At 69.4% G+C, this 25,036-nt stretch carries 23 protein-coding genes; 21 read left to right on the forward strand and 2 right to left on the reverse strand.

The window, feature by feature from the left end:
• Nucleotides 1-22 precede the first annotated feature (22 nt).
• The 10 genes from ACFVWR_RS06635 (at nt 23) to ACFVWR_RS06680 (ending at nt 11,822) form a co-directional block, all read left to right on the forward strand.
• Nucleotides 23-985: an AAA family ATPase gene (locus ACFVWR_RS06635; RefSeq protein WP_387209342.1), complete on the forward strand. Its 963-nt coding sequence runs from the start codon at nt 23-25 to the stop codon at nt 983-985.
• 41 nt (nt 986-1,026) lie between these two features.
• On the forward strand, nt 1,027-2,364 hold the full coding sequence (locus tag ACFVWR_RS06640) for a DUF58 domain-containing protein (protein WP_387209296.1): 1,338 nt from the start codon (nt 1,027-1,029) through the stop codon (nt 2,362-2,364).
• On the forward strand, nt 2,361-4,739 hold the full coding sequence (locus ACFVWR_RS06645; protein WP_387209298.1) for a transglutaminase family protein: 2,379 nt from the start codon (nt 2,361-2,363) through the stop codon (nt 4,737-4,739). The genes ACFVWR_RS06640 and ACFVWR_RS06645 overlap by 4 nt, the downstream gene beginning before the upstream one ends.
• A gap of 31 nt (nt 4,740-4,770) precedes the next feature.
• Nucleotides 4,771-5,265, forward strand: a complete 495-nt coding sequence (locus tag ACFVWR_RS06650) for an FHA domain-containing protein (RefSeq protein WP_387209300.1) — start codon at nt 4,771-4,773, stop codon at nt 5,263-5,265.
• A 151-nt stretch (nt 5,266-5,416) separates the two neighbouring features.
• The gene (gene leuC, locus ACFVWR_RS06655) at nt 5,417-6,928 is read left to right on the forward strand and encodes a 3-isopropylmalate dehydratase large subunit (protein WP_387209302.1); all 1,512 of its coding nucleotides are present in this window, start codon (nt 5,417-5,419) and stop codon (nt 6,926-6,928) included.
• The gene (leuD, locus tag ACFVWR_RS06660) at nt 6,928-7,527 is read left to right on the forward strand and encodes a 3-isopropylmalate dehydratase small subunit (RefSeq protein ID WP_387209305.1); all 600 of its coding nucleotides are present in this window, start codon (nt 6,928-6,930) and stop codon (nt 7,525-7,527) included. The genes leuC and leuD overlap by 1 nt, the downstream gene beginning before the upstream one ends.
• Nucleotides 7,524-8,894 carry a UDP-N-acetylglucosamine 1-carboxyvinyltransferase gene (gene murA, locus ACFVWR_RS06665; RefSeq protein ID WP_387209309.1) on the forward strand — a complete coding sequence of 457 codons (1,371 nt, stop codon included), beginning with the start codon at nt 7,524-7,526 and terminating at the stop codon, nt 8,892-8,894. Before leuD ends, murA begins: the two co-directional genes overlap by 4 nt.
• Before the next feature lie 124 nt (nt 8,895-9,018).
• Nucleotides 9,019-9,696, forward strand: a complete 678-nt coding sequence (locus tag ACFVWR_RS06670; protein WP_387209345.1) for a lysophospholipid acyltransferase family protein — start codon at nt 9,019-9,021, stop codon at nt 9,694-9,696.
• Between the two features lie 40 nt (nt 9,697-9,736).
• On the forward strand, nt 9,737-10,828 hold the full coding sequence (locus tag ACFVWR_RS06675; protein ID WP_387209347.1) for an NAD(P)H-dependent glycerol-3-phosphate dehydrogenase: 1,092 nt from the start codon (nt 9,737-9,739) through the stop codon (nt 10,826-10,828).
• Nucleotides 10,731-11,822, forward strand: a complete 1,092-nt coding sequence (locus ACFVWR_RS06680) for a D-alanine--D-alanine ligase family protein (protein WP_387209311.1) — start codon at nt 10,731-10,733, stop codon at nt 11,820-11,822. Before ACFVWR_RS06675 ends, ACFVWR_RS06680 begins: the two co-directional genes overlap by 98 nt.
• A 102-nt stretch (nt 11,823-11,924) precedes the next feature.
• Here the strand turns inward: ACFVWR_RS06680 and ACFVWR_RS06685 are convergent, their stop codons facing one another.
• Complete coding sequence (locus ACFVWR_RS06685; protein WP_387209314.1) at nt 11,925-12,476, reverse strand: DUF3515 family protein; 552 nt, start codon at nt 12,474-12,476, stop codon at nt 11,925-11,927.
• Nucleotides 12,477-12,506: 30 nt separating this feature from the next.
• Here ACFVWR_RS06685 and thiL point away from each other — a divergent pair, with 30 nt between their 5' ends.
• Nucleotides 12,507-13,514, forward strand: coding sequence for a thiamine-phosphate kinase (gene thiL, locus ACFVWR_RS06690; protein ID WP_387209350.1), 1,008 nt, complete (start codon nt 12,507-12,509; stop codon nt 13,512-13,514).
• 144 nt (nt 13,515-13,658) lie between these two features.
• Here the strand turns inward: thiL and rsmD are convergent, their stop codons facing one another.
• Nucleotides 13,659-14,225: a 16S rRNA (guanine(966)-N(2))-methyltransferase RsmD gene (rsmD, locus tag ACFVWR_RS06695; RefSeq protein ID WP_387209316.1), complete on the reverse strand. Its 567-nt coding sequence runs from the start codon at nt 14,223-14,225 to the stop codon at nt 13,659-13,661.
• 50 nt (nt 14,226-14,275) lie between these two features.
• Here rsmD and ACFVWR_RS06700 point away from each other — a divergent pair, with 50 nt between their 5' ends.
• The 10 genes from ACFVWR_RS06700 to mutM all read left to right on the forward strand — a co-directional run bounded on the left by ACFVWR_RS06700 (nt 14,276) and on the right by mutM (nt 24,977).
• Nucleotides 14,276-15,016, forward strand: a complete 741-nt coding sequence (locus tag ACFVWR_RS06700) for a hypothetical protein (protein ID WP_387209318.1) — start codon at nt 14,276-14,278, stop codon at nt 15,014-15,016.
• Nucleotides 15,013-17,214: an ATP-dependent DNA helicase RecG gene (locus ACFVWR_RS06705; RefSeq protein WP_387209320.1), complete on the forward strand. Its 2,202-nt coding sequence runs from the start codon at nt 15,013-15,015 to the stop codon at nt 17,212-17,214. The genes ACFVWR_RS06700 and ACFVWR_RS06705 overlap by 4 nt, the downstream gene beginning before the upstream one ends.
• A 71-nt stretch (nt 17,215-17,285) precedes the next feature.
• Entirely contained in the window at nt 17,286-17,768 is a 483-nt protein-coding gene (gene coaD / locus ACFVWR_RS06710; protein WP_387209322.1) for a pantetheine-phosphate adenylyltransferase, read from the forward strand.
• Nucleotides 17,765-18,916: an AAA family ATPase gene (locus tag ACFVWR_RS06715; RefSeq protein ID WP_387209324.1), complete on the forward strand. Its 1,152-nt coding sequence runs from the start codon at nt 17,765-17,767 to the stop codon at nt 18,914-18,916. Before coaD ends, ACFVWR_RS06715 begins: the two co-directional genes overlap by 4 nt.
• A gap of 3 nt (nt 18,917-18,919) precedes the next feature.
• Nucleotides 18,920-20,233, forward strand: coding sequence for a DUF58 domain-containing protein (locus tag ACFVWR_RS06720; RefSeq protein WP_387209326.1), 1,314 nt, complete (start codon nt 18,920-18,922; stop codon nt 20,231-20,233).
• A complete protein-coding gene (locus tag ACFVWR_RS06725) occupies nt 20,226-22,496 on the forward strand; it encodes a transglutaminaseTgpA domain-containing protein (RefSeq protein ID WP_387209328.1) in 2,271 nt (756 codons plus the stop codon). The genes ACFVWR_RS06720 and ACFVWR_RS06725 overlap by 8 nt, the downstream gene beginning before the upstream one ends.
• Before the next feature lie 11 nt (nt 22,497-22,507).
• Nucleotides 22,508-23,116: a YceD family protein gene (locus ACFVWR_RS06730; protein WP_387209330.1), complete on the forward strand. Its 609-nt coding sequence runs from the start codon at nt 22,508-22,510 to the stop codon at nt 23,114-23,116.
• Between the two features lie 2 nt (nt 23,117-23,118).
• Complete coding sequence (rpmF, locus tag ACFVWR_RS06735) at nt 23,119-23,322, forward strand: 50S ribosomal protein L32 (protein ID WP_104223482.1); 204 nt, start codon at nt 23,119-23,121, stop codon at nt 23,320-23,322.
• Nucleotides 23,323-23,332: 10 nt separating this feature from the next.
• Nucleotides 23,333-24,064 carry a ribonuclease III gene (rnc, locus tag ACFVWR_RS06740; protein ID WP_387209333.1) on the forward strand — a complete coding sequence of 244 codons (732 nt, stop codon included), beginning with the start codon at nt 23,333-23,335 and terminating at the stop codon, nt 24,062-24,064.
• Nucleotides 24,042-24,977 carry a bifunctional DNA-formamidopyrimidine glycosylase/DNA-(apurinic or apyrimidinic site) lyase gene (gene mutM / locus ACFVWR_RS06745; RefSeq protein ID WP_387209335.1) on the forward strand — a complete coding sequence of 312 codons (936 nt, stop codon included), beginning with the start codon at nt 24,042-24,044 and terminating at the stop codon, nt 24,975-24,977. The genes rnc and mutM overlap by 23 nt, the downstream gene beginning before the upstream one ends.
• The last annotated feature ends 59 nt before the right edge of the window (nt 24,978-25,036 follow it).

The raw sequence follows: 25,036 nt of genomic DNA on the forward strand, positions 1-25,036 counted from the left end.
GAATGGACAGCGACAAGTGGCAGTGACTCAGGAACAGGCGGACTGGTTCGCCGGAGCGTTCACCCAGCTCGTGGGGAACGTCGACAAGGCGATCCTCGGCAAGGAGCAGAGCATCCGTCTCGTCATCACGGCGATGCTGTCGAACGGCCATGTGCTGCTGGAGGACGTGCCCGGCACGGGCAAGACGGTGCTCGCCAAAGCGCTCGCCAACACGGTCGAGGGCACGCAATCGCGCATCCAGTTCACCCCCGACCTGCTGCCGTCGGATGTGACCGGCGTCACCATCTACGACCAGAGCAGCGGCAAGTTCGAGTTCCACCCCGGGCCCATCTTCGCCTCGGTGGTGCTGGCCGACGAGATCAACCGCGCCAGCCCGAAGACCCAGTCCGCGCTGCTCGAGGTGATGGAGGAGGGCGTCGTGACGGTCGACGGTGTCGGCCACCCGGTCGGTGCGCCGTTCATCGTCATCGCCACCCAGAACCCCGTCGAACAGGCGGGAACGTACTCGCTGCCGGAAGCGCAGCTCGACCGCTTCCTCATCAAGACCTCCCTCGGCTACCCTGACCACGCCACGACGGTCGACCTGCTGCTCGACGCCTCGAACCGCTCGCGAGCCGCCTCCGTGCACCCGATCATCGCGGCCGAGTCGGTGGTGACCCTGTCGCAGCTGGCCTCGGAGGTGCACAGCGACGCCTCGGTGATGGGCTACCTGAGCGAGATCGTGAGCGCCACCCGCAACGACAAGGACTCGGCGCTCGGAGTGAGCATCCGTGGCGCACTCGCGCTCGCCCGCGCCGCCAAGACCTGGGCGATCTCGTCGGGCCGCACGTACGTGACCCCCGACGACATCCGCGAGCTGGCGATCCCCGTGCTCGCGCACCGCGTGATGGTCGATCCCGAGGCCGAGTTCGCGGGTGTGACGGCGGAGGCCATCGTCGCCCGCTCCATCGCCGAGGCGACGCCGCCGGCGTACCGCGCCGCGTAACGCCCTCGCGCCCCACTCCGACTCGACCCCCGGACAGCAGGATGACCGCAGAGAACCCGACGACCACGGCGCCGCCGCCCACCCGGCGCCGGCGGGTGGCCGCGCCTGCGCGCTCGCAGAGCAGCATCGCGCTCGCGCAGGTGCAGGCGGCCATCGCCCGTGCGGCCTCCGCGGCCGGCCACGCCGTCGGTCCGGCCTGGCGCGCGGTGGCGGCGCGCGTCGGACCGGTGCTCGCGGTGGTCAGCCCGCTCGGCTGGATCGTGCTCGGCGGCGCCTTGGTGTCGTTCACGCTCACCGTCGTGCTCGGCTGGTCGGAGTTCGCCTTTCTCGGTGCGACGCTCGTCGCCGCTTTCCTGATCGCTCTCTGCTACGTGTTCGGGCGCTCGACGTACTCGGTCTCGATCGAGCTGAACCCGCGCCGCGTCGTCGCGGGAGATCGCGCACTCGGACGCATGGAGGTCGTCAACACCGGCTCGAAGGCGGTGCTGCCGACGCGGATGGAACTGCCCGTCGGAACAGGGCTCGCCGAGTTCATGGTTCCGCGTCTGGCGGCGGGCGCCGAGACCGAGGAGCTCTTCGCCGTGCCCACGGCTCGGCGCGCGCTCATCCTGGCCGGCCCCGCGCTCTCGGTGCGGGGAGATCAGCTGGGCCTGCTGCGCCGCACGACGGAGTGGACCGGACAGGTCGAGCTGTTCGTGCATCCGAAGACCACCCGGCTGGCGACGACCGCCCGTGGTCTCGTGCGCGACCTCGAAGGTCAGACCACCAAGGTGATCACCGACAGCGATCTGGCGTTCCACGCCCTGCGCACCTACGAGCCGGGCGACGACATCCGCAACGTGCACTGGCGCACGTCCGCGCGCACGGGGCAGCTCATGGTGCGGCAGTACCAGGAGACCCGTCGCTCGCAGCTCCTGCTCGTCTTCGATGCGGAACGCTCGCATTTCGCCTCCGACGAGGAGTTCGAGCTGGGCGTCTCCGTCATGGCGTCGATCGGCTGTCAGGTCATCCGCGAAGAGACCGAGATCGACGCCATCTGGCAACGGCAGGCGATCCGCGTGGTGACACCGACCGCCCTGCTCGACGACTCGTGCCGCATCCAGCCGGTCGATGGGATGCACGGCAGCCTCCGCGACTACGTGCGCCAGAGCACGCTGCGACTCGCCGCTCCGAGCCTCGTCGTGTTCGTGGTCGGCTCGCAGCTGCCCGCGGCCGAACTGCGCGCGGCGAGCACGCTGTACGGAACGGACACCGAGGTGGTCGCCGTGCGGGTGGATGTCGCGGGTGAGCCCAGGCTGAGCCGTCTCGGCGGCATGATGCTCTCGACGGTGTCGGAGCTCACCGAGCTCCCCGCCCTGCTCAAGCGAGCCGGCCGATGAGCGCGAACGCCACCGGCGCGACCACGGGAACACGCGCTGCGAGGGCGCAGAAGTCCGCGACGCCTCGGCTGCTCGACCGGCTGAGCTCCACGACGTGGGTCGACGTCGCCGTGCTCGTCGCCCTCAGCGTCGTCGCGGTGCTCGGCTTCGAGCCCGCCTTCGGCCACTACTCGTTCGCCCTCGCCGCATTCGGCGGCATCGCGGTGGGTGCTGCGGCCGCCGTCGTCTGCCGGCTGTTCCGCCTGTCGGTGCCGATCTCGATCGCCATCGCCCTCGCCGCCTACTTCCTGTTCGGCACGCCGTTGGCCATGCCAGGGCAGGCGACCCTCGTCGTGCTGCCGAGCCTCGACAGCCTCTCCGGGCTCGTGATCGGCGCCGTCTTCGGCTGGGCGGATGCGGTCACGCTGCAGGCACCGCTCGAAGCGCCGCCCTACGTCGCGGTCGTGCCCTACTTCGCGAGCTGGCTGGTCGCCCTCGTGTCCGTGACCCTCGCGGTGCGCTGGCTGCCACGGGCACGCACGCGCGGCGTCGCACGCGCGGCGGTGCTGCTCGCCGGCCCCGTGCTGCTGTTCGTGGCCGGAATCCTGCTCGGCACGCGCGACCCGTACTTCGCCGGCGCACGCGGAGTGCTCTTCGCGGCCGTGGCGCTGCTGTGGCTCGGGTGGCGCCGCTCCCGGGCGGGGTCCGTCGAGGTCTCGGCCGACCCCGGCCTGAAGCGCCGTCGGCTGATCGGCACCGGTGTCGTCGTGCTCGGCGCGGTGGCGGTCGGTGCGCTCGCCGGCTCGATCCTCACGCCGCCCGCCGATGCCCGGTTCGTGTTGCGGCAGGAGGTGACGCCGCCGTTCGACCCGCTCGACTATCCGAGCCCCCTGGCCGGATTCCGGGAGTACACCAAAGACCTGGAGAAGACGGAGCTGTTCACCGTCGACGGTCTGAGCTCGGGCCAGGTCATCCGGCTCGCGACGATGGACAGCTACGACGGGGTGGTCTGGAACGTCACCGACCCGAGCTCGGGCACCGACGCCTCCGGCAGCTTCGAACTGCTCGGCAGTACCATCCCGCAGCCGCCCCTGTTCACGCCGGGTGCGAAGACCGAGGCCGGCATCGACATCCGCGAGTACTCGGATGTGTGGCTGCCGACCGTCGGTTACGTCACCGAGCTGAGCTTCCGGGCCCACAAGGGCGACGACCCGGCGTCGACCGTTCGGGTCAACACCTCGACGGGCACCACCGCGGTGACCAGCGGCGTCGCCGACGGACTGCGCTACTCGCTCGACGCCACCGCCCAGAAGGTTCCGAACGACAAGGCCCTCGCCAAGGTCGCGCCGGCCAAGATCTCGCTCCCTCCCGTGACGAACGTCCCCGACATCGTCTCCGCGAAGGCGGAGGAGTACGCCGGATCGGCCACCACCGCCATCCAGAAGCTCCGCAACCTCGAACGCTCGCTCAAGACGTTCGGCTACCTCAGCCACGGGCGTGCGAGCGATCCCGTGCCCTCCCGTGCGGGAGAGGGCGCCGACCGCATGACCGACCTGTTCGCCAAGTCGCCGATGGTCGGCGACCAGGAGCAGTACGCGAGCGCCTTCGCCCTGATGGCGCGTCGCCTCGGCTACCCGACCCGTGTGGTGATGGGATTCGCGCCCAAGGTCGTCGCCGGGCAGCCGACGACGGTCACCGGCAACGACGTGACGGCGTGGGACGAGGTCGCGTTCGAGGGTGTCGGCTGGGTGCCGTTCTTCCCGACACCCACCAAGACCGACGCACCCAAGAACCAGACCACCAAGCCCAAGCTCGAGCCGCAGCCCCAGGTGCGGCAGCCGCCGCCGGCGAACCCCAAGCCGCAAGAGCTGCTCACCCCGGTGAAGACCAAGGACAACGACCGCAAAGACCAGAAGTCGGCGTTCGCGCTGCCCGGCTGGGCGTGGGTGATCGCGGGCGTTATCGGCATCCCGCTCATCCTGTACTTCGTGCCGCTGCTGATCATCGGCGCCCTGAAGCGCCGTCGCCGTCGCAGACGTCAGACGCAGGGGCCGCCGGATCGCCGCGCCGCGGGAGCCTGGGACGAGCTGACCGACGGATACGCGGAGCTCGGCCTGACCCTCCCTCGGAACGCGACGCGGCGGCAGGCCGCGACGGTGCTGGAGGAGCAGACGCGCACACAGAACCTGACGCTGCCGGACGACGGGCTCGGCCCGCTCGCCCGCGACGTCGATGCGGCGGTCTTCGACGGCAGCGACGTCTCCGACGAGCGTGTCACCGAGGCCTGGACGAGAACGGATGAGGCCATCGCCGATGCAACGCTGTCCGCCGGCTGGCTCCGGGCCCGGCTGGCTGCGTTCCGCTACCGCAGGGCGCGCAAACGGCGCGCAGCCTGATCGCGACCGCAACCCGCTCTATAGTGGGCAGGTGGACTCGTCAGGCTTCATCGTTCCGCCGCCGAACCTGATCCCGCCGAGGGAAGACACAGGTACGGAGACCAGGCGCGCCCCTGTTCGCAGCCGTGAGCTTCCGGCGTTCCGGCCTCCGGCCGCAGCTCCCGCGGGGGAGCAGGCCGCGGGCATCCCCGAACGCCGCCCTTGGCGTCTGACACTGCCGACGGGCCGCACGATCCCTCTCACGGGCACGACGCTCGTCGGCCGGAATCCGGTGCAGTTCGGGCCGTGGACGGACGCCGAGCTCATCGTCGTGGAAGACCCGGCCGCCTCGGTGTCGAAGACCCACGCGTCGTTCGAACCGGCCGAGGATGCGGTGCGCGTCACCGACGCCCACTCGACCAACGGGGTGGCCGTCACGGCGCCCGACGGCTCCGAGAACGAGCTGACGCCCGGCGTCGCCGCGGAGGTCGTCGACGGTTCGGTCGTGCACCTCGGCCGCTTCGCCGTGCGGGTGCAGCGCGCCTGAAAGTCCTGTGCGGCGGGGGGTGCTACCCTGGCACAGTGCTTCACGGTGTGCTCCTCCTTAGCTGCCGCGACGAGTCCTGATCTCCTGGCCTCCCTCGTCGCGGAGTTCGTCGTCGGCTGATCCGGAAGCAAGCAAGGAGTTCACGAGCCCCATGAATACAGATATCGAGTCGAGCACCGAAGAAGAGCGAACCGCCCTGACCCTGGCCGAGAAGGTCTGGCGTGACCACCTGGTCGTCAAAGGCGAAGACGGTTCCCCCGACCTGATCTACATCGACCTGCACCTCGTGCACGAGGTCACCAGCCCGCAGGCGTTCGACGGGCTCCGCATGGCCGGCCGGCCTGTGCGCCGCCCCGATCTCACGATCGCGACGGAAGACCACAACACCCCGACCATCGGCATCGACCGCCCCATCGCCGACCTGACGAGCCGCACCCAGATCGAGACCCTGCGCAAGAACGCCGAGGAGTTCGGCATCCGGCTGCACTCGCTGGGCGACATCGAGCAGGGCATCGTGCACGTCGTCGGCCCGCAGCTCGGGCTGACCATGCCCGGCATCACCGTGGTGTGCGGCGACTCGCACACCTCGACGCACGGCGCGTTCGGAGCGATGGCCTTCGGCATCGGCACGAGCGAGGTCGAGCACGTCATGGCCACGCAGACGCTTCCCCTCAAAGCCTTCAAGACGATGGCCATCACCGTCGAAGGCGAGCTGCGCCCGGGCGTTACGGCCAAAGACATCATCCTCGCGGTCATCGCCAAGATCGGCACCGGCGGCGGTCAGGGCTACGTGCTCGAATACCGCGGAAGTGCCATCCGCGCCCTCTCGATGGAGGGCCGCATGACGATCTGCAACATGTCCATCGAGGCGGGCGCGCGCGCCGGCATGGTGGCGCCGGACGAGACGACGTACGCCTACCTGAAGGGCCGCCCGCACGCGCCGGCGGGTCAGGACTGGGACGACGCCGTCGCCTACTGGAACACGCTCGCGACCGACGACGGCGCCGTCTTCGACGCCGAGGTGTATCTCGACGCAGCGGAGATCGAGCCGTTCGTGACGTGGGGCACCAACCCGGGTCAGGGCGTCTCGCTGAGCCAGACGGTTCCCGACCCTGCGACGATCGCCGACGACAACCAGCGCGCCGCCGCCGAGCGGGCCCTGGAGTACATGGACCTGACCGCCGGCACGCCGATGAAGAGCATCCCGGTGGATGCGGTGTTCATGGGCTCGTGCACCAACAGCCGCATCGAAGACCTGCGCGCGTTCGCGTCGATCATCAAAGGCCGCAAGAAGGCCGACAGCGTGCGTGTCATGGTGGTGCCCGGCAGCGCGCGCGTGCGCATCGAGGCCGAAGCCGAGGGAATCGACAAGATCGTCGAGGAATTCGGCGCCGAATGGCGTTTCGCCGGCTGCTCGATGTGTCTCGGGATGAACCCCGACCAGCTCGCGCCGGGGGAGCGCTGCGCCTCCACCTCCAACCGCAACTTCGAGGGTCGGCAGGGCAAAGGCGGCCGCACGCACCTCGTCTCCCCGCTGGTCGCCGCCGCGACGGCGATCCGCGGAACGCTCTCGAGCCCGTGGGATCTGAACGGCGACGAAGGCGGCGACACGCCGACCGGTGACACGGCGGATACGCGCAATGGAGAGAAGGTGGGCGCCTGATGGAAAAGATCTCCACCGTCAGCGGCGTCGCCGTACCGTTCCGCCGCTCCAACGTCGACACCGACCAGATCATCCCGGCGGTGTTCCTGAAGCGCGTCACCAAGACGGGCTTCGACGACGCCCTGTTCTACGCCTGGCGTCAAGACCCCGACTTCATCCTGAACCAGGAGCCGTACAAGGCCGGCCGCATCCTGATCGCGGGCGCCGACTTCGGCACCGGGTCCTCTCGCGAGCACGCCGTGTGGGCGTTGCGCGACTACGGTTTCAACGCGGTGCTCAGCCCGCGGTTCGCCGACATCTTCCGCGGCAACGCGGGCAAACAGGGACTCCTCGCCGGGCAGATCAGCGAGGAGGACGCCGAACGTCTCTGGGAGGCCATCGAGGCCAGCCCGGGAATAGAGGCGACGGTCGATCTGGTTGCAAAGACGGCGAGCGTCGGTGGCATCACAGTCTCTTTCGAGATCGACGATTACACTAGATGGCGTTTGCTCGAAGGGTTGGACGATATCGGGCTGACCCTGCGTGACGAGGCGCACATCACAGAATTCGAAGCCCGCCGCGAGAGCTGGCGGCCTAAGACGTTACCGGTGAAACTTTGAACTCACTCCTTCAGGACGCACAAGCAGCAGGAGCCAGCGTCGGCCTCAAAGGCGATCGCATCGCGATCAACGGCGGCATTCCGCTCCGCGGCCGGATCGAACTGAAAGGCGCGAAGAACCTCGTCACCAAGGCGATGGTCGCTGCCCTCCTCGGTGAGGGTCCGAGCGTGCTGCGCGACGTTCCCGACATCAGCGATGTGCGGGTCGTGCGCGGTCTGCTCGAGATCCACGGAGTGAAGGTCACAGACGGCACCGACGAGGGCGAACTGCTACTCGACCCGAGCAACGTCGAGAGCGCCCACATGGCCGACATCGACGCGCACGCCGGCTCCAGCCGCATCCCGATCCTGTTCTGCGGCCCGCTGCTGCACCGCCTCGGCGAGGCGTTCATCCCCGACCTCGGCGGCTGCCGCATCGGCGACCGCCCGATCGACTACCACCTCGAGGTGCTGCGCAAGTTCGGCGCCATCGTCGACAAGCTGCCCACCGGCATCCGGATGACCGCCCCGAACGGCCTGCACGGCGCCAAGCTGGAGCTGCCGTACCCGAGCGTCGGCGCCACCGAGCAGGTGCTGCTCACCGCCGTTCGCGCGGCCGGCATCACCGAGCTGAAGGGCGCGGCGATCGAGCCCGAGATCATGGATCTCATCAACATCCTGCAGAAGATGGGCGCGATCATCACGGTCGACACCGACCGCGTCATCCGCATCGAGGGTGTCGAGAAGCTCGTCGGCTACAGCCACACCGCGCTGTTCGACCGCAACGAGGCCGCCAGCTGGGCGGCAGCGGCCCTCGCGACCGGTGGAGACATCTACGTCGGCGGCGCACGCCAGCCCGAGATGCTCACCTTCCTCAACGTCTTCCGCAAGGTCGGTGGCGCGTTCGAGATCCACGACGACGGCATCCGCTTCTTCCACCCCGGTGGTGAGCTCAAGCCCGTCGTGATCGAGACGGATGTGCACCCCGGCTTCATGACCGACTGGCAGCAGCCGCTCGTGGTCGCCCTCACCAAGGCGAAGGGCGTCTCGATCGTGCACGAGACCGTATACGAGCAGCGGTTCGGATTCGTCGACGCGCTCGTCGACATGGGTGCGACCATCCAGATCCACAAAGACTGCCTCGGCGGGCACGCCTGCCGGTTCGGCCAGCGCAACTTCAACCACTCGGCCGTGATCTCCGGGCCCACCGAGCTGCACGGCGCCGACATCGTCGTTCCCGACCTCCGCGGCGGCTTCAGCCACCTGATCGCCGCGCTCAGCGCCGACGGCCGCTCGACCGTCAGCAACGTGGGGATCATCAGCCGGGGCTACGAGAACTTCATCACCAAGCTCGAGCTGCTGGGAGCCGACTTCGTTCTCGAAGGATAATGGGCACGTGTCCCGACCTCCTTCAGAGCAGAAGCCTGCCCCTGTGAAGCCCGCCCGCCTGCCGCGCAAAGAGACCTCGAAGCCGTCTGTCTTCTGGGTTCTCGCGGGTGTCGTCATCCCGATCATGTCGATCGCGGTGCGCTTCAAGGTCATCGACGGCGAGAAGTTGCCACGCCGCGGGGCGTATGTCGTCGCACCGAACCACTACAGCGAGATCGACCCCGTGATGATCGGCATGGTCAGCTGGCACCTCGGGCGCATGCCGCGATTCCTCGCCAAAGGAAGCCTGTTCAAGGTTCCCGTGGTCGGGTGGCTGCTTCGCAAGTCGGGTCAGGTGCCGGTCGAACGCGCGGGCTCGACGCGGGGTGCAGCGCCGCTGCAGGCGGCTCAGAAGTTCGTGGATGATGGCGGCATCATCATCATCTACCCCGAGGGCTCCCTGACACGCGACCCCGACCTGTGGCCGATGCGCGGCAAGACGGGCGCGGCGCGGATGGCACTGGAGCACGACATCCCCGTGATCCCCGTTGCACACTGGGGCACCCAGGAGGTCATGGCACGCTACGGCAAGAAGATCAGCTTCTTTCCACGCAAGACCGTCACCGTGAAGTTCGGCGACCCGGTCGACCTGTCGGCGTTCCGCGGACGCAATCTCGACTCGGCGACGCTCGCCGAAGCGACTGCCGTCATCATGGATGCCATCACGGCGCTGCTCGAAGACCTCCGCGGCGAGAAGGCTCCTGCCACCCGGTGGAACCCCGCCGATCACGACCAGAAGGAGACCGGCCGCTTTGAGGGCTAACTCGAACAAGCGCCCGGTGGTCGCTCCCCGTCGCATCGCGGTGCTCGGCGCGGGAAGCTGGGGAACCACGTTCGCCAAGATCCTCGCCGACGGCGGGTCCGACGTCGTGCTCTGGGCGCGCCGGCCCGAGCTCGCCCGTGAGATCAACGAGGTGAAGCGCAACAGCGACTACCTCGAGGGCATCAACCTGCCGCGCAATCTGCGGGCCACCTCCAAGCTGAGCGAGGCCATGCGAGATGCGGAACTCGTGTTCGTGTCCATCCCGAGCCAGACCCTGCGGTCGAACCTGGAGGCCATCAAGCCGTTCCTCGGCCCGGAGACCACCGTGGTGAGCCTGATGAAGGGCGTCGAGAAGGGCACCGGCCTCCGGATGAGCGAAGTCATCGCTCAGGGCCTACCGATCGAGCCCGAACGCATCGCCGTGGCGTCCGGCCCCAACCTCGCCCTCGAGATCGCCCGCGAGCAGCCGACCGCTGCCGTCGTCTCGTCGGTGAGCCTGGAGACCGCGCAGGTCGTTGCCATGGCCGCCACCAACCGCTACTTCCGCAGCTTCGTGAACACCGACGTGATCGGCACGGAGTTCGGCGGAGTGCTGAAGAACCTCATCGCCGTCGCGATCGGCATCGTCGACGGCGTCGGCTACGGCGAGAACACCAAGGCGTCGATCATCACGCGCGGGCTCGTCGAGATGACCGACTTCGCTGTCGCCTACGGCGCAGAGGCCGTCACGCTGTCCGGTCTCGCCGGGCTCGGCGACCTGATCGCCACCTGCGAATCGTCGCTCAGCCGCAACAACACAGCCGGGCGGCTGCTCGGCCAGGGCTACAGCTTCACCGACGTCGTGAAGCAGATGAACCAGACGGCGGAGGGTCTGGCGTCGGTCGCGCCCATTCTCACCCTCGCCGAGGCGCGCGGGGTCGAGATGCCGATCGTGCGGCAGGTCAGCCAGGTGCTGGCCGGCACGCTCGACCCGAAAGACATCGCCCCGCACCTCACCACCGACTCGGACGAGCCTCAGGGCGAAAGGACACTGGATGACGGACAAACTCGTGGTCGCGCTTCTCTTTGGGGGTCGGTCAAGCGAGCATTCGATCAGCTGCGCGACGGCGGCGGGAGTGCTCGCCGCGATTGACCGCGAGCGCTACGACGTCATCCCCGTCGGCATCACGCGCGACGGGGCGTTCACCCTCCAGCCCGACGACGCTGCGCTCTTCGCGCTCAACGCCGAAGACATGCCGACGGTGCCGGACAATGGCTCGCGCGTGCACTGGCCCGAGAACGCACTCAGTCACGAGCTGACCGTCACCGAGGCGGGCGAAACGCGCTCGCTCGGTCACGTCGATGTCGTGTTCCCGATCCTGCACGGCCCGTGGGGCGAAGACGGCACGGTCCAGGGGATGCTCGAGCTCGTCGATCTGCCGTACGTCGGCAGCGGTGTGCTCGCCAGCTCCCTCGGCATGGACAAGCACTTCACGAAGAGCGTGCTGCAGCAGGCGGGCATCCCCGTCGCGCCGTGGCTGACTGTGACCTCGTACGAGTGGCGCACGAACCCGGATGCAGTGCGAGCGGCCGCGGCCGACCTCGGCCTGCCGTCGTTCGTCAAGCCGGCGCGTGCCGGTTCGAGCGTCGGTGTGAGCAAAGTCAAAGAGCCCGGCGAGCTCGACGCCGCGATCGAGACGGCCCTCGCCGAAGACGACCGCGTGCTCATCGAGTCGGCGCTGGTCGGTCGCGAGGTCGAGATCGCGGTGCTCGGCGGACGCCCGGGCGAAGCGACCCGCGCATCCGTGGCGGGCGAGATCGTGGTCTCGGGCCGCGACTTCTACGACTTCGCCGCGAAGTATCTCGACGCTCCGGGCATCGACCTCGTGTGCCCGGCCGACCTGTCGGCGGAGGAGCTCGCCACGATGCAGTCGCTCGCGGTGAAGGCGTTCGACGCGATCGGGGGCGAAGGGCTCGCCCGGGTCGACTTCTTCCTCACCGCCGACGGTTTCGTGATCAACGAGATCAACACGATGCCCGGCTTCACGCCCATCTCGATGTTCCCGCGCTGCTGGCAGGAATCGGGCCTCAGCTACCCGGCCCTCATCGACGAGCTGATTACCGTCGCCCTGGCCCGCGCGGCCTGACCCGCTGCTTGCGTCCTCCTTACGTCGGAGATTTCGCGGCACCAGCCGGAATTCTCCGGCAGGACGGTCAGCCCGCCGGCGTGTCGACCCAGATCTCCGATGTCACAAACCCGGCGTCGGGCTGGGCGTCGGGGATGTCTGGCCCGGGTTCGGACTCGTCGTGGGGTCGGTATCCAACGTCGAGAGGCACTTCTGCGTCTGTTTGACGGTTGCGATCGCGCTCGCGAGGTCGGGGAGCACGGCGGAATCGGAGACTCCGGCGACATGGTCGATGATGACCTCGGTCGCCGGCGTGCGACCGAACGTCTGATAGACGATGGATTTGGCCGTCGGGTCTGTCATGAGCACCCAGTCGATCCCGTTCACCGAGACACACGGTTTCGTCGTCGGCCCGATCGGCGGAACGCCGCAGCGCAGGAGAACGACCGTCGGCGTTCCCCACGCACCCGTCGCCTGTGCATTGGTCTCGCGTTGCGGCTTGTCGGCGACGGTGTCGGGAAGGCGCACGCTGATCTCGGCGCAGCCGGGGTCGTTCGAGTCCGCGGCGGCGTCGAGGGCGACGATCGGCGCGCATCCCGTGAGAGCGAGGACGGCGGCGGTGAGGGTCGCGGCGATGGCGGCCTTGCGGCGGCGTGCGGCGGGCGAGCTGGGCATCCGTTTCAGGCTACCGTTTGATGCATGACGATGTCTGAGAGGCCGGCCGACGCCACACTGGGAGCGACCTCCGAACGGGCGACGCTGGCGCAGATCTTCCCTCGTCTACCGCAGTCGAGTGCGACGATCGTCGGCCCGGGTGACGACGCTGCCGTTCTCGCCGCCCCGGATGCGCGGTACGTGGTGACCACGGACATGATGGTGCACGGCCCCGACTTCCGCTGGGCCTGGTCGTCACCGTACGACCTCGGCTGGAAGGCTGCGGCGACCAACCTCTCGGACGTGGCCGCGATGGGAGCCGTTCCGACGGCCCTCGTGGTCGCGATCGCGGCGCCGAGCAGCACACCGGTCGGCCACCTGCTCGCTCTGGCCGACGGGCTGCGGGATGCGTGCAGCCGGCTGGCCCCGGGCTGCGGCGTCGTCGGGGGAGACCTGTCGGTGTCGGACACGTTCACGATCGCGGTCACCGCCTTCGGCGACCTGCAAGGCAGGGACCCCGTGCTGCGCAGCGGTGCGCGAGTGGGCGACATCGTCGCCGTGTCCGGCCCGCTCGGCCTCGCGGCCACGGGGCTGCGGCAGCTCTTCGAATCGGCGGTGGACGCGGAGGGCGAGCCCGACGCGAGCCTGTTCGCGGGGGTGCTCGGGGCGCATCCGCACACCGTCACTGCCCAGCTGAGACCGCACCCGCCGATCGCGGACGGCCCGCTCGCGGCGCAAGCGGGAGCCACGGCGATGCTCGACCTCAGTGACGGCCTGGCGCTCGACGCTCGGCGGGTCGCCGAGGCCAGCGGAGTCGCGATCGACCTGGACGCGTCCCGGCTCGGCGCATCCGGTCTGGGCGTGGACACGAGAACGGCGCTCACCGGTGGGGAGGACCACTCGCTCTTCGCCACCTTCGGGGCACAGGCTTCGCTTCCGGGAGGTTTCCGTGCCATCGGACGCGTCGTCGACGGGGCCGGTCTGCTGGTCGACGGTCGCCCGTTCGACGAGCGCGGCGGCTGGGACCCCTACCTGGAGTGGAACGGCCAGGCCGGCTGACGCGGCGGCGGTGGTCGAGAGCTGCTCGCTATCGCCGCTTGCGCGCTCCTGAATGTGGCCGCTGCGGTCGAGTGTGCCCGGCACACCTGCCACGCTCGACCGCAACGGCCACACTCGACGGGAAGGGCCACGCTCGCCCGCGCGTCAGGGCACGACGAGCCAGTAGAGGGCGGTGTCGCCGTAGTCTTTGCGCCGGTCGAGGGCCAGGCCTGCCGGGAGTTCCGGCTCGGGGGAGCGGGTGCTCCGCTCGAGGCACACCGTGGCGTGCGGGGCGAGCCTGTGCTCGAGGGTGCTCAGCACCTGGCGGATGTCGTCGTCGCCGAGGTCATAAGGCGGGTCGATGAACACGAGGTCGTATGTCGACCCCGAACCGCTCAGAAAGGTCTGCGCGGCCGTCGAGCGCACTTCGAGCTTCGGCTTCGCATCCTTCGGCGCGGCTTTCAGCAGGGCCGAGATGTTGCGCCGGATGACCGCCGCGGCCTCGGCGCCCTTCTCGACGAGCATGACGGTGGCGGCGCCGCGACTGGCGGCTTCGAGGCCGAGGGCGCCCGAGCCGGCGAAGAGGTCGAGCACGCGCGCGCCACGGAGCTCGTCGCGGGCGTCGAGGGCGGAGAAGATCGCCTCCCGCACCCGGTCGCTGGTCGGTCTGGTGCCGCTCTTGGGCACCTGCAGCGCCAGGGAGCCTGCGAAACCGGCGACGATTCGTGTCATGGTGCTGTCGAGCCTAGCGGCCGGGGGCCCGCGCCCACCAAGATGGGGTCGTGGACGAACGACTCGACCAGTCCGAGCTCGACGCCCTGTGGAACTTCGACGACCCGATCGCCTCCGCGCACCGTTTCGCGCAGGCGGCAGCCGAAGCCGATCGCACCGAGGCGGAGCGGGCCGAGTTGGAGACGCAGCGCGCGCGGGCGCTCGGCTTGCAGCACCGCTTCGACGAGGCGGATGCGCTGCTCGACTCCCTGGAGCCGGCGATCGGCGTGCTCGACGTGCGCATCCAGCTGGAGCGCGGTCGCCTCCGGCGCTCGGCCGGACGCCGGGAGGAGGCCGTGTCGCTGTTCGCCGAAGCCCTGGCCCGGGCGCGGCGCGATGGCGAACTGTTTCTGGCGGTCGACGCCATCCACATGCTCGCGATCGCCGACCCGGAGTCGTCGGAGAGCTGGACGACGGAGGGGCTGGCCGAGCTCGCGGCGACGAACGACCCGCGCACGCTGCGGTGGGCGGTGTCGCTGCACAACAACCGCGGCTGGACGCTGATCGGCGAAGGCGATACGGCCGAGGCCCTGGTCGAGTTCGTGGCGGCACGGGATGCGGCGTCCGCGGTGGGCACCGCCGACCAGCTGTTCTGGGCGGAGTGGTCGGTCGGCCACGCCCTGCGCCTGCTGGGGCGTGACGAGGAGGCGTTGGGCATCCAGCGCCGCCTGCTCGCCGAGCGCCCCGAAGACCCCGATGTCGCCGCCGAGCTCGCAGCACTGACGGACGTCGCGCCTACGATCGAACCATGAGTTCTGTGTCCTCTCCGGCGCCCGAGCACACGGTCACGCTCGACTCCAAGCTGTCGGGGGTGCTCGGCGGCCGCACGGCAGCGGCCTTCGAGAAGGCTTTCGGGATGCGCACCATCGCCGATCTGTTGAGCCACTACCCCCGGCGGTACGCCAGGCGGGGCGAGCTGACCGCGCTGGCGAACCTGCCGATCGACGAGAACGTGACCATCGTGGCCGAGGTGGTCCGGGTGCAGGAGAGGCCGATGCGTGCGCGCCGCGGCTCGATCCTGGAGGTGAAGATCTCCGACGGGGAGGGGATGCTCACCCTCACGTTCTTCAATCAGGCTTGGCGTGCGAAGGAGCTGACTCCGGGCGTGCGCGGCATCTTCGCGGGCAAGGTCTCCGACTATCGCGGAGCGCTGCAGCTCGCGCATCCCGACTACGAGCTCTTCGAGCCCGATGACGTGGACGCCCCGGCCAGAACGAGCGCCGCGGCGAAAGACTGGGCGATGACCCCCATCCCGATCTATCCGGCGACAGGCACCGTCGCCAGCTGGCAGGTGCAGAAGGCCGTGGAGCTCGCGCTCGACGCGGTGAGCGACGTGGCCGATCCGGTGCCGGCGGAGGTCGCGCGGGAACGCGGGCTGCTGTCGTTCCGGGAGGCGCTCGAGCGCATCCATCGCCCGGAGAAGGATGCGCACTGGCAGCGAGCGCGGGATGCCCTGCGCTTTCAGGAGGCTTTCGTGCTGCAGACCGCTCTGCTGCAGCAACGGGCGGCGTCGCGCGCGGTCGCGGCGACCTCGCGGCGGCCGACCCCGGGCGGTTTCCTCGAACAGTTCGACGCGGCACTTCCGTTCACGCTGACCGACGATCAGGCGCTGGTGGGCGACGAGATCGCACGCGACCTGGCCGACACCGCGCCGATGAACCGGTTGGTGCAGGGTGAGGTCGGTTCGGGCAAGACGCTCGTCGCGTTGCGGGCGATGCTCGCCGTCGCCGACTCCGGGGGACAGGCCGCGCTGCTGGCGCCGACCGAGGTTCTCGCATCCCAGCACCTCCGGTCCATCGTCAAAGTGCTCGGCCCCGACCTCGCCGCCCGTCTGATGCCGACCATGCTCACCGGCCAGCTGTCGACCGCCGAGCGCAAAAGGGCGCTGTTGCGCACGGTCTCGGGTCAGTCCCGCATCGTGGTCGGCACGCACGCGCTGCTCGGCGACGCGGTGACGTTCTTCGACCTCGGGCTCGTCGTCGTCGACGAGCAGCACCGGTTCGGTGTGGAGCAGCGGGAGGCGCTCCGGGCGAAGGGCGGGACTCCGCCGCACGTGCTCGTGCTCACGGCGACGCCCATCCCGCGCACGGTAGCGATGACGGTGTTCGGCGACCTCGACGTGTCGACCATCGCACAACTGCCCGCCGGTCGTCAGGGGATCGAGAGCTTCGTCGTGCCGCTGGCCGACCGCCCGGGCTGGGAGCGGCGCATCTGGGAGCGCGCGGCGGAGGAGATCGCCAAGGGCAGGCAGGTGTTCGTGGTGTGTCCGGCGATCACCGGCAAAGACCTCGAAGACGACGGCGAGGAGACTCCGGACGACGAAGGCCCGGCGCGCCCGATCGCCAACGTGGAGGCGGTCGACGCCCAGGTGCGGGCCGATCCGCTCTTCGCGGGCGCTCGCACCGGCGTGCTGCACGGCAAGCTGCCGGCCGATGTCAAAGACGACGTGATGCGTTCGTTCGCGACGGGTGACCTCGACCTCATCGTCGCGACCACCGTGATCGAAGTCGGTGTCGACGTTCCCAACGCCTCGGCGATGGTGATCCTGGATGCGGACAGGTTCGGGGTCTCGCAGCTTCACCAGCTGCGCGGCAGGGTCGGCCGTGGCGGGGTCCCCGGAATCTGCCTGATGGTCACCTCGGCCGAGCAGGAGACGCTCGCCCGCGAGCGCGTCGAGGCCGTCGCCGCGACGCTCGACGGATTCGAGCTGGCGAACATCGACCTGGAACTGCGCCGTGAGGGCGACGTGCTCGGGAGCCGGCAGTCGGGCGGTCGCTCGTCGCTGAGGCTGCTGAGGGTGGCGACAGACGGCGAGCTGATCGCGGATGCGCGCCTCGCGGCCCACGACACGCTCGAGTCGGAGGGCGGCCTGAGTGCGCATCCCGCGCTCGCCGCTGCCCTCGCCCGCCGGTTGGACGAGAGCGAGCGGGCCTTCCTCGAGAAGTCCTGAGACGACCCGGCAACATTTCGGTAACGGATTCACAACGAAATGCCGGTTTCGTCGGGATAGTCTGAAGGCCTATGAACAGGATCGCCGTTGTCCCTGGATCGTTCGACCCGGTCACGCTCGGGCATCTCGATGTCATCGAGCGTGCCGCAGGCATGTTCGACGAGGTGCACGTGCTCGTGGTGCACAACCCGGACAAATCGGCGCTGCTGCCCATCGCCCAGCGCGTATCGCTCCTGGAGCAGTCGATCGAGGATGCGGGCATCCGGGGCTCGATCGTGGTCGCCTCCTGGAGCGTCGGCCTGCTCGTCGACTACTGCACCGACGTCGGAGCGCACGTGCTCGTGAAGGGCATCCGTTCTCAGGTCGACGTGGCCTACGAGACGCCGATGGCCATCGTGAACCGCAATCTGGCCGCGGTCGAGACGATCTTCTTGCTCCCCGACCCCGCCAACGCCCATGTCTCCAGCTCTCTCGTGCGCCAGGTCTCCGCGCTCGGGGGAGACGTGAGCCCGTACGTGCCCACCGCCGTCTACGAGTATTTGCAGGAGACATGAACAGCTACGCGACGCGACAGCCCACCGAATCCTCCGTCACCGCCGAAGCGAAAGACGAGCCCGCTGCGGGGATGGACCTGGAAGGGCTGCGCCGCGCCGCGGAGCAGATCACGGCCAACGTCGAGTCGGTGATCGACGGCAAGCACGAGGCTGTGCGCACAGCGCTCACCGTTCTCCTCGCCGAGGGTCACCTGCTCATCGAGGATGTGCCGGGCGTCGGCAAGACGATGCTGGCGAAATCGATGGCCAAGTCGGTCGACTGCACGGTCAGCCGCATCCAGTTCACACCCGACCTGCTGCCGAGCGATGTGACCGGTGTGTCGGTCTACAACCAGGCCGAGCGCCGGTTCGAGTTCAAGCCCGGCGCCATCTTCGCCAACATCGTGATCGGCGACGAGATCAATCGGGCGAGCCCGAAGACGCAGTCGGCGCTGCTCGAGTGCATGGAGGAACGCCAGGTCACGGTGGACGGTTCGACGTATCCGCTCGGCGCACCGTTCATCGTCGTGGCCACCCAGAACCCGGTCGAGATGGAGGGAACCTACGCCCTGCCCGAGGCGCAGCGCGACCGCTTCATGGCGCGCATCGCGATGGGCTACCCCGACGACGACTCCGAGCTGGCGATGCTGACCACGCGGGACACGTCGAGCCCGCTCTCGCGGATCGGCCCGGTGGTCACCTCCGAAGAGCTTCGCGCCATGATGCAGACGGCGCGCGGCGTGTATGCGTCGACGCCGGTCAAACAGTATGCGGTGGACCTGGTGCGCGCGACCAGGGAAGACCGCGACCTGCGCCTGGGGGCGAGCCCCCGCGCCACCCTCCAGCTCGTGCGTGCCGCCAAGGCTCGCGCTGCGCTCGACGGCCGCGACTTCGTGCTCCCCGACGACATCGATGTGCTGGCCGTTCCCGTTCTCGGGCACCGGCTGCTCCCCACGAGCCGCGCGCTCGGACATCACCACGAGAGCGCCCCCGTGATCGCCGACATCGTGCGGCGCATCGTCGCCTCGACGCCCGTGCCGGTCGGCTCGGGAGCGGTCGGCGGCGGCGCGGGCCGCGGCGGAGCGGTCGGCGGCGGCGCGAGTCGTGGCGCTTCCGTGAGTCAAGGGCGTGCCCGCAGCGGGCAGGCCGGACCGGGCGCGGCGGGCTGACCCGTGCCACGGCGCGAGCGTTCGTCTTCGCCGGTTCGCAAACCGCGGCCGACCACGCGGGGGTGGGCGCTGTTCGGCGTCGGGGTGCTCGCGCTCGTCGGCTCGGCGGTGCTCGGGCGCACGGATGTGCTGTTCGTCGGGCTGTTCCTCACCGTTCTGCCGCTCGCCGCGATGATCTCTGTGACGATCGACCGGCCCAGGCTCGCCGTGACGCGCAGTTTCCACCCGGACATCGTCGGTGCGGGGGAGAGGGCGAGCATCGTGACGACCGCCCGCAACCTGTCGCCCCGGCCGTCGCCGGCGGCACGGTGGCGGGAGTTCGCTCCGGCCGCTGTCGAGGTGCAGCCGTCGGCGCCGTTCCCTCGCCTCGGAGCGCACCAGGGGAACGCGAGTCACGGACGGGACACCATCGTGCTGCGCCAGGAGGTTCGTGGGGTGCGGCGCGGTTCGCATCCGGTCGGCCCGCTCATCGTGAGCCGAACCGACCCGTTCGGGCTGGCGTACGCGGAGTACGCCCTCGGTCAGGCGAGGCAGTTCGTCGTGACCCCGCGCGTGCGTGAGCTGTCGACGGGCGATCTCGACATCGCCCGCAGCGAAGGCTCCGAGCACGAGTTGCTGCGGCACAGCATCCCGAGCGCGGATGAGCTCATCGCGCGCGAGTACCGCCCGGGCGACCCGCTGCGTCGGGTGCACTGGCGGGCGACGGCGAGGCACGACCAGCTGATGGTGCGTCAGGAGGAGCAGCGCAGCAATCCGGAGTCGTGGCTGCTGTTCGACACCGCCGCGGGGCTGGGAACAGCGGACGAGTTCGAGACGCTGGTGGAGCTGGTCGCCTCGATCGGCGTGCACCTGCTCGACCAGGGATTCGTGGTGAGCGTCGTCGAGACCGCGTCGCGGCAGCTGAGCGGTCGCAGTGGTGCCGGTCGCACGGGAACGCTCGGCTCTGCGACTCCGACCTACGATCTGGGCAGCGCCGACCGGCAGTTGCTCGCCGACCTCGCCGCTGTCGATCAGGAGCGGGAAGGCAGGGACGACGCCGTCGCCGAGCTGGCGGCCGGTCTTCGTCGCTCCGGCCGGGCCGTTCCCGTGTTCGCGATGCTCGCCGGCGGCACTGTCGACGAACTCGGGGCCCTGGCAGCGCTGCGGCCCATGTGCGACCCGGCCGTAGCGTTCGTCGCAGCCGCGGCGTCGTCTTCGGTGGGCGAGGTGCTCGCCGAAGCCGGCTGGCTCGTGGTGCCGTTCGCAGCGGGCGAGGATGCGGCCGACTGCTGGCAGCGCGCCCTGCAGGGCCATCGCGCGGCGGTGCTGCATGGCTAGCGAGGCGGCGGTCGGCGCAGCGTCGCTCTCGCTGACACGCACGCGCCGTGTCGGCTACTGGCGGCTGACCGGCGCTCTGCTGCTGCAGGTGCTCGCGGTGAGCCTGGCGCTCGTCGGGCTGATCGAAGGGGTCGGCTGGTGGTTCGCCCTGGCCGTCTCGGCCGCCATCGTGCTCGTGACCGGAGCGGGGCTCAGGATGCTCGGCGTGCGCCGCCAGCTCGTGCCGCTTCTCCTGCTGGTCGAGTTCGCGATGATCATGACCGTGCTGTTCGGCCGGGGAACGGGCCTCGCCGGGGTCATCCCGACGCCGGCGACGTTCGCGCGGTTCAACGACCTGTCGGGCCAGGCCATGCTCTCGATCTACCAGCAGGGCACCCCGGCCGAGGCACTGCCCGAGTTCCTGTTCCTGGTGGTCGGCGGCGGGTGTCTCCTCGCGATCGTGCTCGACACGTTCGCGATCGCCTTCCGCATCCCGGCGTTCACGGCGATCGGGGTCGCGGCGGTGCTGGTGGTGCCCGCCGCTCTGCTCGGCGACGGGCTCGACCCGTTCGCGCTCGCACTTTCGGCGGCCGCCTTCCTCTGGCTGCTGCGCTGCGACGTGCGCACGCGCCGCCCCGGAACGCCGCGGCCGACCGCAGCGCTCTCGGTCGCGGGATCCTCCATCGTCGTGGCAATGGTGCTGGCCGGCACCGCACCGGGATTCGATCAAGGCGGCGCGAGCTCGTTCACCGCCGGCGGCGTGTCCATCGGCGGAACGGTGACGCCCCTCATCGACCTCGGTCGCGACCTGCGCCGCCCGGCCGCCGTGCGCACGCTCACATACACGACCACCGCCGCGAGCGGGCAGTACCTGAAGCTCGCATCCCTCGACCAGTTCACCGGCTCGGTGTGGAAGCACCGGGAGCGCGACACGAAACGACTGCCGTCCGGCAATACGATCGGCCCGGTGTTCGGGCTGTCGGACACGGTGGCGACGACGAAGATCACGACGAGCATCGAGATCGACAACATGCAGTCCCGCTGGCTGCCCGTGCCCTATCCGGTGCAGGGCGTCAAAGGGCTGAACGGCACCTGGTCGTACGACCCCGACGATCTGACCATCGGCGGCGTCAACTCGTCGACGCAGGGTCAGAAGTACACCGCGACGTCTCTCGTGCTGCAACCGACCGCGGAGCAACTGAAGAGCGCGGGAGGCTTCGTGCCGGCCGACGTGCAGCGCGACCTGTTCCTGCCGTCCGGGCTGCCCGACATCATCTCGTCGACCGCGATCGCCGCGACGGCCGGGGCCGGATCGGAGTACGACAAGGCGGTGGCCCTTCAGGACTACTTCCGCGACAACAGCTTCGTGTACTCGACGCAGACGCCGCTGCGCCAGGGCTACGACGGCGACGGCGCCCGGGTGATCGCCAAGTTCCTGGAGGTCAAGAGCGGCTACTGCGTGCACTTCGCCTCGGCGATGGCGCTCATGGCGCGCACTCTGGGGATCCCGTCGCGCGTGGCTGAGGGATACCTTCCCGGCGCGACGAACGGCGGAACGGCGAACAACCCGGGCCAGTACACCGTCACCAGCGATGATCTGCACGCGTGGCCCGAGCTGTACTTCGCCGGTGTCGGCTGGGTGGCCTTCGAACCGACAGTCGGGCGCGGCACCATCCCCAGCTACACCCGGCCGGACACGACGACCGCACCGATCGGCCCGCAGACCGATTCGACATCGACCTCCGCCGCGAAACCGATCGTGCCGGTCGATCCGACCAACGTGCCGAACCCGACGGGATCGGCCGCGACGTCGCCCGCGCAGCCGATCGTCTCCGGTCTGGGGGTCGGGCTGCTCGTCATCGCGGTTCTGCTCACCCCGGCGCTCCTGCGGCGCATCCGGAGGCGGAACAGGCTCAAGCGGCTGACGGACGAGTGGGGCGGCGCCGCCGTCGCCTGGAGCGAACTGCACGACACGGCGCGCGACCTCGGCTGGTCCGTGCCGGACACCGAGACGCCGCGCGTGTTCGCCCAGCGCGTCTCCGCCGCCGTGGCCGGAACGCCAGGAGAAGGCGCGATCGCGCGCCTGCTCAAAGTGCGGGAGAGGGACGCGTTCGGACCGCCGACACGCGCCGTCGCCGTCGGTCTCGCCGACGACCTCCAGCGCGTGCTGGCGGCGCTCGAAGGCCAGGCGGGGCGTGCGCGGAGGGCGAGGGCGGCGCTCATCCCGGTCTCGCTCATCCCCGAAGGGTGGACACCCGGGCCAACTGTCAGGGGCGCAGCGTAAAATAGTCGCTCGTGACCAAGTTCAAAACCACCCCGTACACCGTCAACGTGTACGACCTCATCCACCGCCCGGGAGAGATGCGCGAGCAGGCGATCGCGCTCCCCGTCGACGAGAAACTGGGCGAGGGACTCGTGAGCGTGCCGGTAGGCGCGACCATCGACCTCGACCTCCGTCTCGAGTCGATGCACGAGGGAATCCTCGTCTCCGCCGAGGGCGAAACGAAGGCCGCCGGTGTGTGCGGCCGATGCCTGATCGACATCGACCTGCCTGTCGAAGTCGATTTCCAAGAACTTTTCGCGTATTCTTCTGACGAAGCTTTTGATTATGAGGTTCACGACGACCACGTGGATCTTGAACCTCTGATCAGGGACGCGGTGGTGCTTGCACTGCCGTTTCAGCCGGTGTGCCGGCCAGATTGCCCCGGACTCGACCCAGAGACCGGGGAACGGCTGGCGGATGTACCGGACCGCAAACCCCAGGAAACCACCGATTCGCGGTGGTCTGCGCTTGCGGCCTTCCAGGCTTCCGACACCAGTGCTGGTCCCACCAGTAGCAACATTTCCGATGATGATGTGCGGGATCTTCCTGCCCACATCGACAGAAACAGAGAAGAGAGATAGTCATGGCTGTTCCGAAGCGGAAGAAGTCGCGCGCCAACACCCACGCTCGCCGTTCGCAGTGGAAGGCTGAGGTCCCCACGCTCGTCAAGACGATCGAGAACGGCAAGGTCGTCTACAGCCTGCCGCACCGCGCCAAGGTGGTCGAGGACTCCGCAGGCACCGCCCTGTTCCTGGAGTACAAGGGCCGCAAGGTCGCCGACGTCTGATTCAAGCGTCATGGCCGGAACCTCTGCCCCTCAGGGCACGAGCGACCGTCGTGCGCTCATCGAGAAGCTCGGGGTCGACATCGACCCCGAGCTTCTCGAGCTTGCCCTGACCCATCGCTCGTACGCGTACGAGCACGGCGGCATCCCCAACAACGAGCGCCTCGAATTTCTCGGCGACTCGATTCTGGGGCAGGCCGTCACGGTCAAGCTGTTCCGCGAGAACCCGACCCTCGACGAGGGCGATCTCGCCAAGCGTCGCGCCAGCCTGGTCAGTTCGGTCGCCCTCGCCGAGGTCGCTCGGATGATCGGCCTGGGGGAGTTCCTCCTGCTCGGCCGCGGCGAGAACCAGAGCGGTGGCCGCGAGAAGGCCTCCATCCTGGCCGACACCGTCGAAGCGATCATCGGTGCGGTCTACCTGGATGCGGGCGGCAGCGAGGCGACAGCGCTCGTGCTGCGCCTGGTCGAGCCCCTGCTCGACAACCCGGAGCGATTCGGCGCGGCGATGGATCCGAAGACGAGCCTGCAGGAGGCCGCGGCCCACCGCGGTGCGGGCCTTCCGGTGTACACGGTGACGAACAGCGGTCCCGACCACTCGAAGACCTTCCACGCCACTGTGGAGGTGACCGGTCTGGTCACCGCGACGGGGGAGGGCACCAGCAAGAAGCAGGCCGAGATGTCTGCCGCCCTGCTCGCCTGGACGGAACTCACCGCGAAACGCCGTGCCCGAGCTTCCCGAGGTTGAGGTCGTTCGCGCCGGACTCGCTCCGGCGGTGACCGGCGCGACCATTCTCGGCGTGGAAGTGTTCGAGCAGCGTTCGCTGCGCCGGCATGACCCGGCCTCGGGCCTGTTCGAGTCGCTCGTCACCGGTCGGGTGATGCGTTCGCCGGTGCGGCGAGGCAAGTTCCTCTGGATCCCGCTGGCGGACACCGGCCAGGCGATCGTCGCCCACCTCGGGATGAGCGGGCAGATCCTGCTGCGCGACCCGGGTGCGGTCGAGAGCGGGCTCCTGCGCATCCGGCTGCACATCGAGACGGCGCCGAACCCGGCCGGCTCGCGGCGCGAACTGTGGGTGAACTTCGTCGACCAGCGCATCTTCGGTTCGATGGCTGTGGACACGCTCGTGTCTACGGCTGACGGGGCTCCGGGCGGTCTCGGCACCGACGAGGCGCTCATCCCGACCCAGGTCGCGCACATCGCCCGCGACCCGCTCGATCCCGCCTTCGACGACGCGCGCTTCGCCCAGGCGCTCGGCCGCAAGAACACCGGGATCAAGCGCGCTCTCCTCGACCAGACGCTGATCAGCGGCATCGGCAACATCTACGCCGACGAGGCCCTCTGGGCCGCGAAGCTGCACTACGCCCAGCCGGCGAACAGTCTGAGCCGTGCGCGCATCCGAACTCTGCTCGCCGAGATCCGCCTGGTGCTGGTGAAGGCGCTGGCCGAGGGCGGCACGAGCTTCGACGCGCAGTACGTCAACGTGAACGGCGCTTCGGGCTACTTCTCGCACAGCCTGAACGCCTACGGCCGGCAAGGAAAGCCGTGCCCGCGCTGCGGCACCCTCATCGTGCGCGAGCAGTTCATGAACCGCTCCTCCCACTTCTGCCCCCACTGCCAACGCCTGCGCCCCGCCCGCCCCGCCCCCCCCGCCCCCTAAAGCAATCGACTCCGGGAAGAACGCTCGCAAACCGCGCGTTCGAGAGCGTTCTTCCCGGA

Source organism: Leifsonia sp. NPDC058292, assembly GCF_042880955.1.
Taxonomy (GTDB): domain Bacteria; phylum Actinomycetota; class Actinomycetes; order Actinomycetales; family Microbacteriaceae; genus Leifsonia.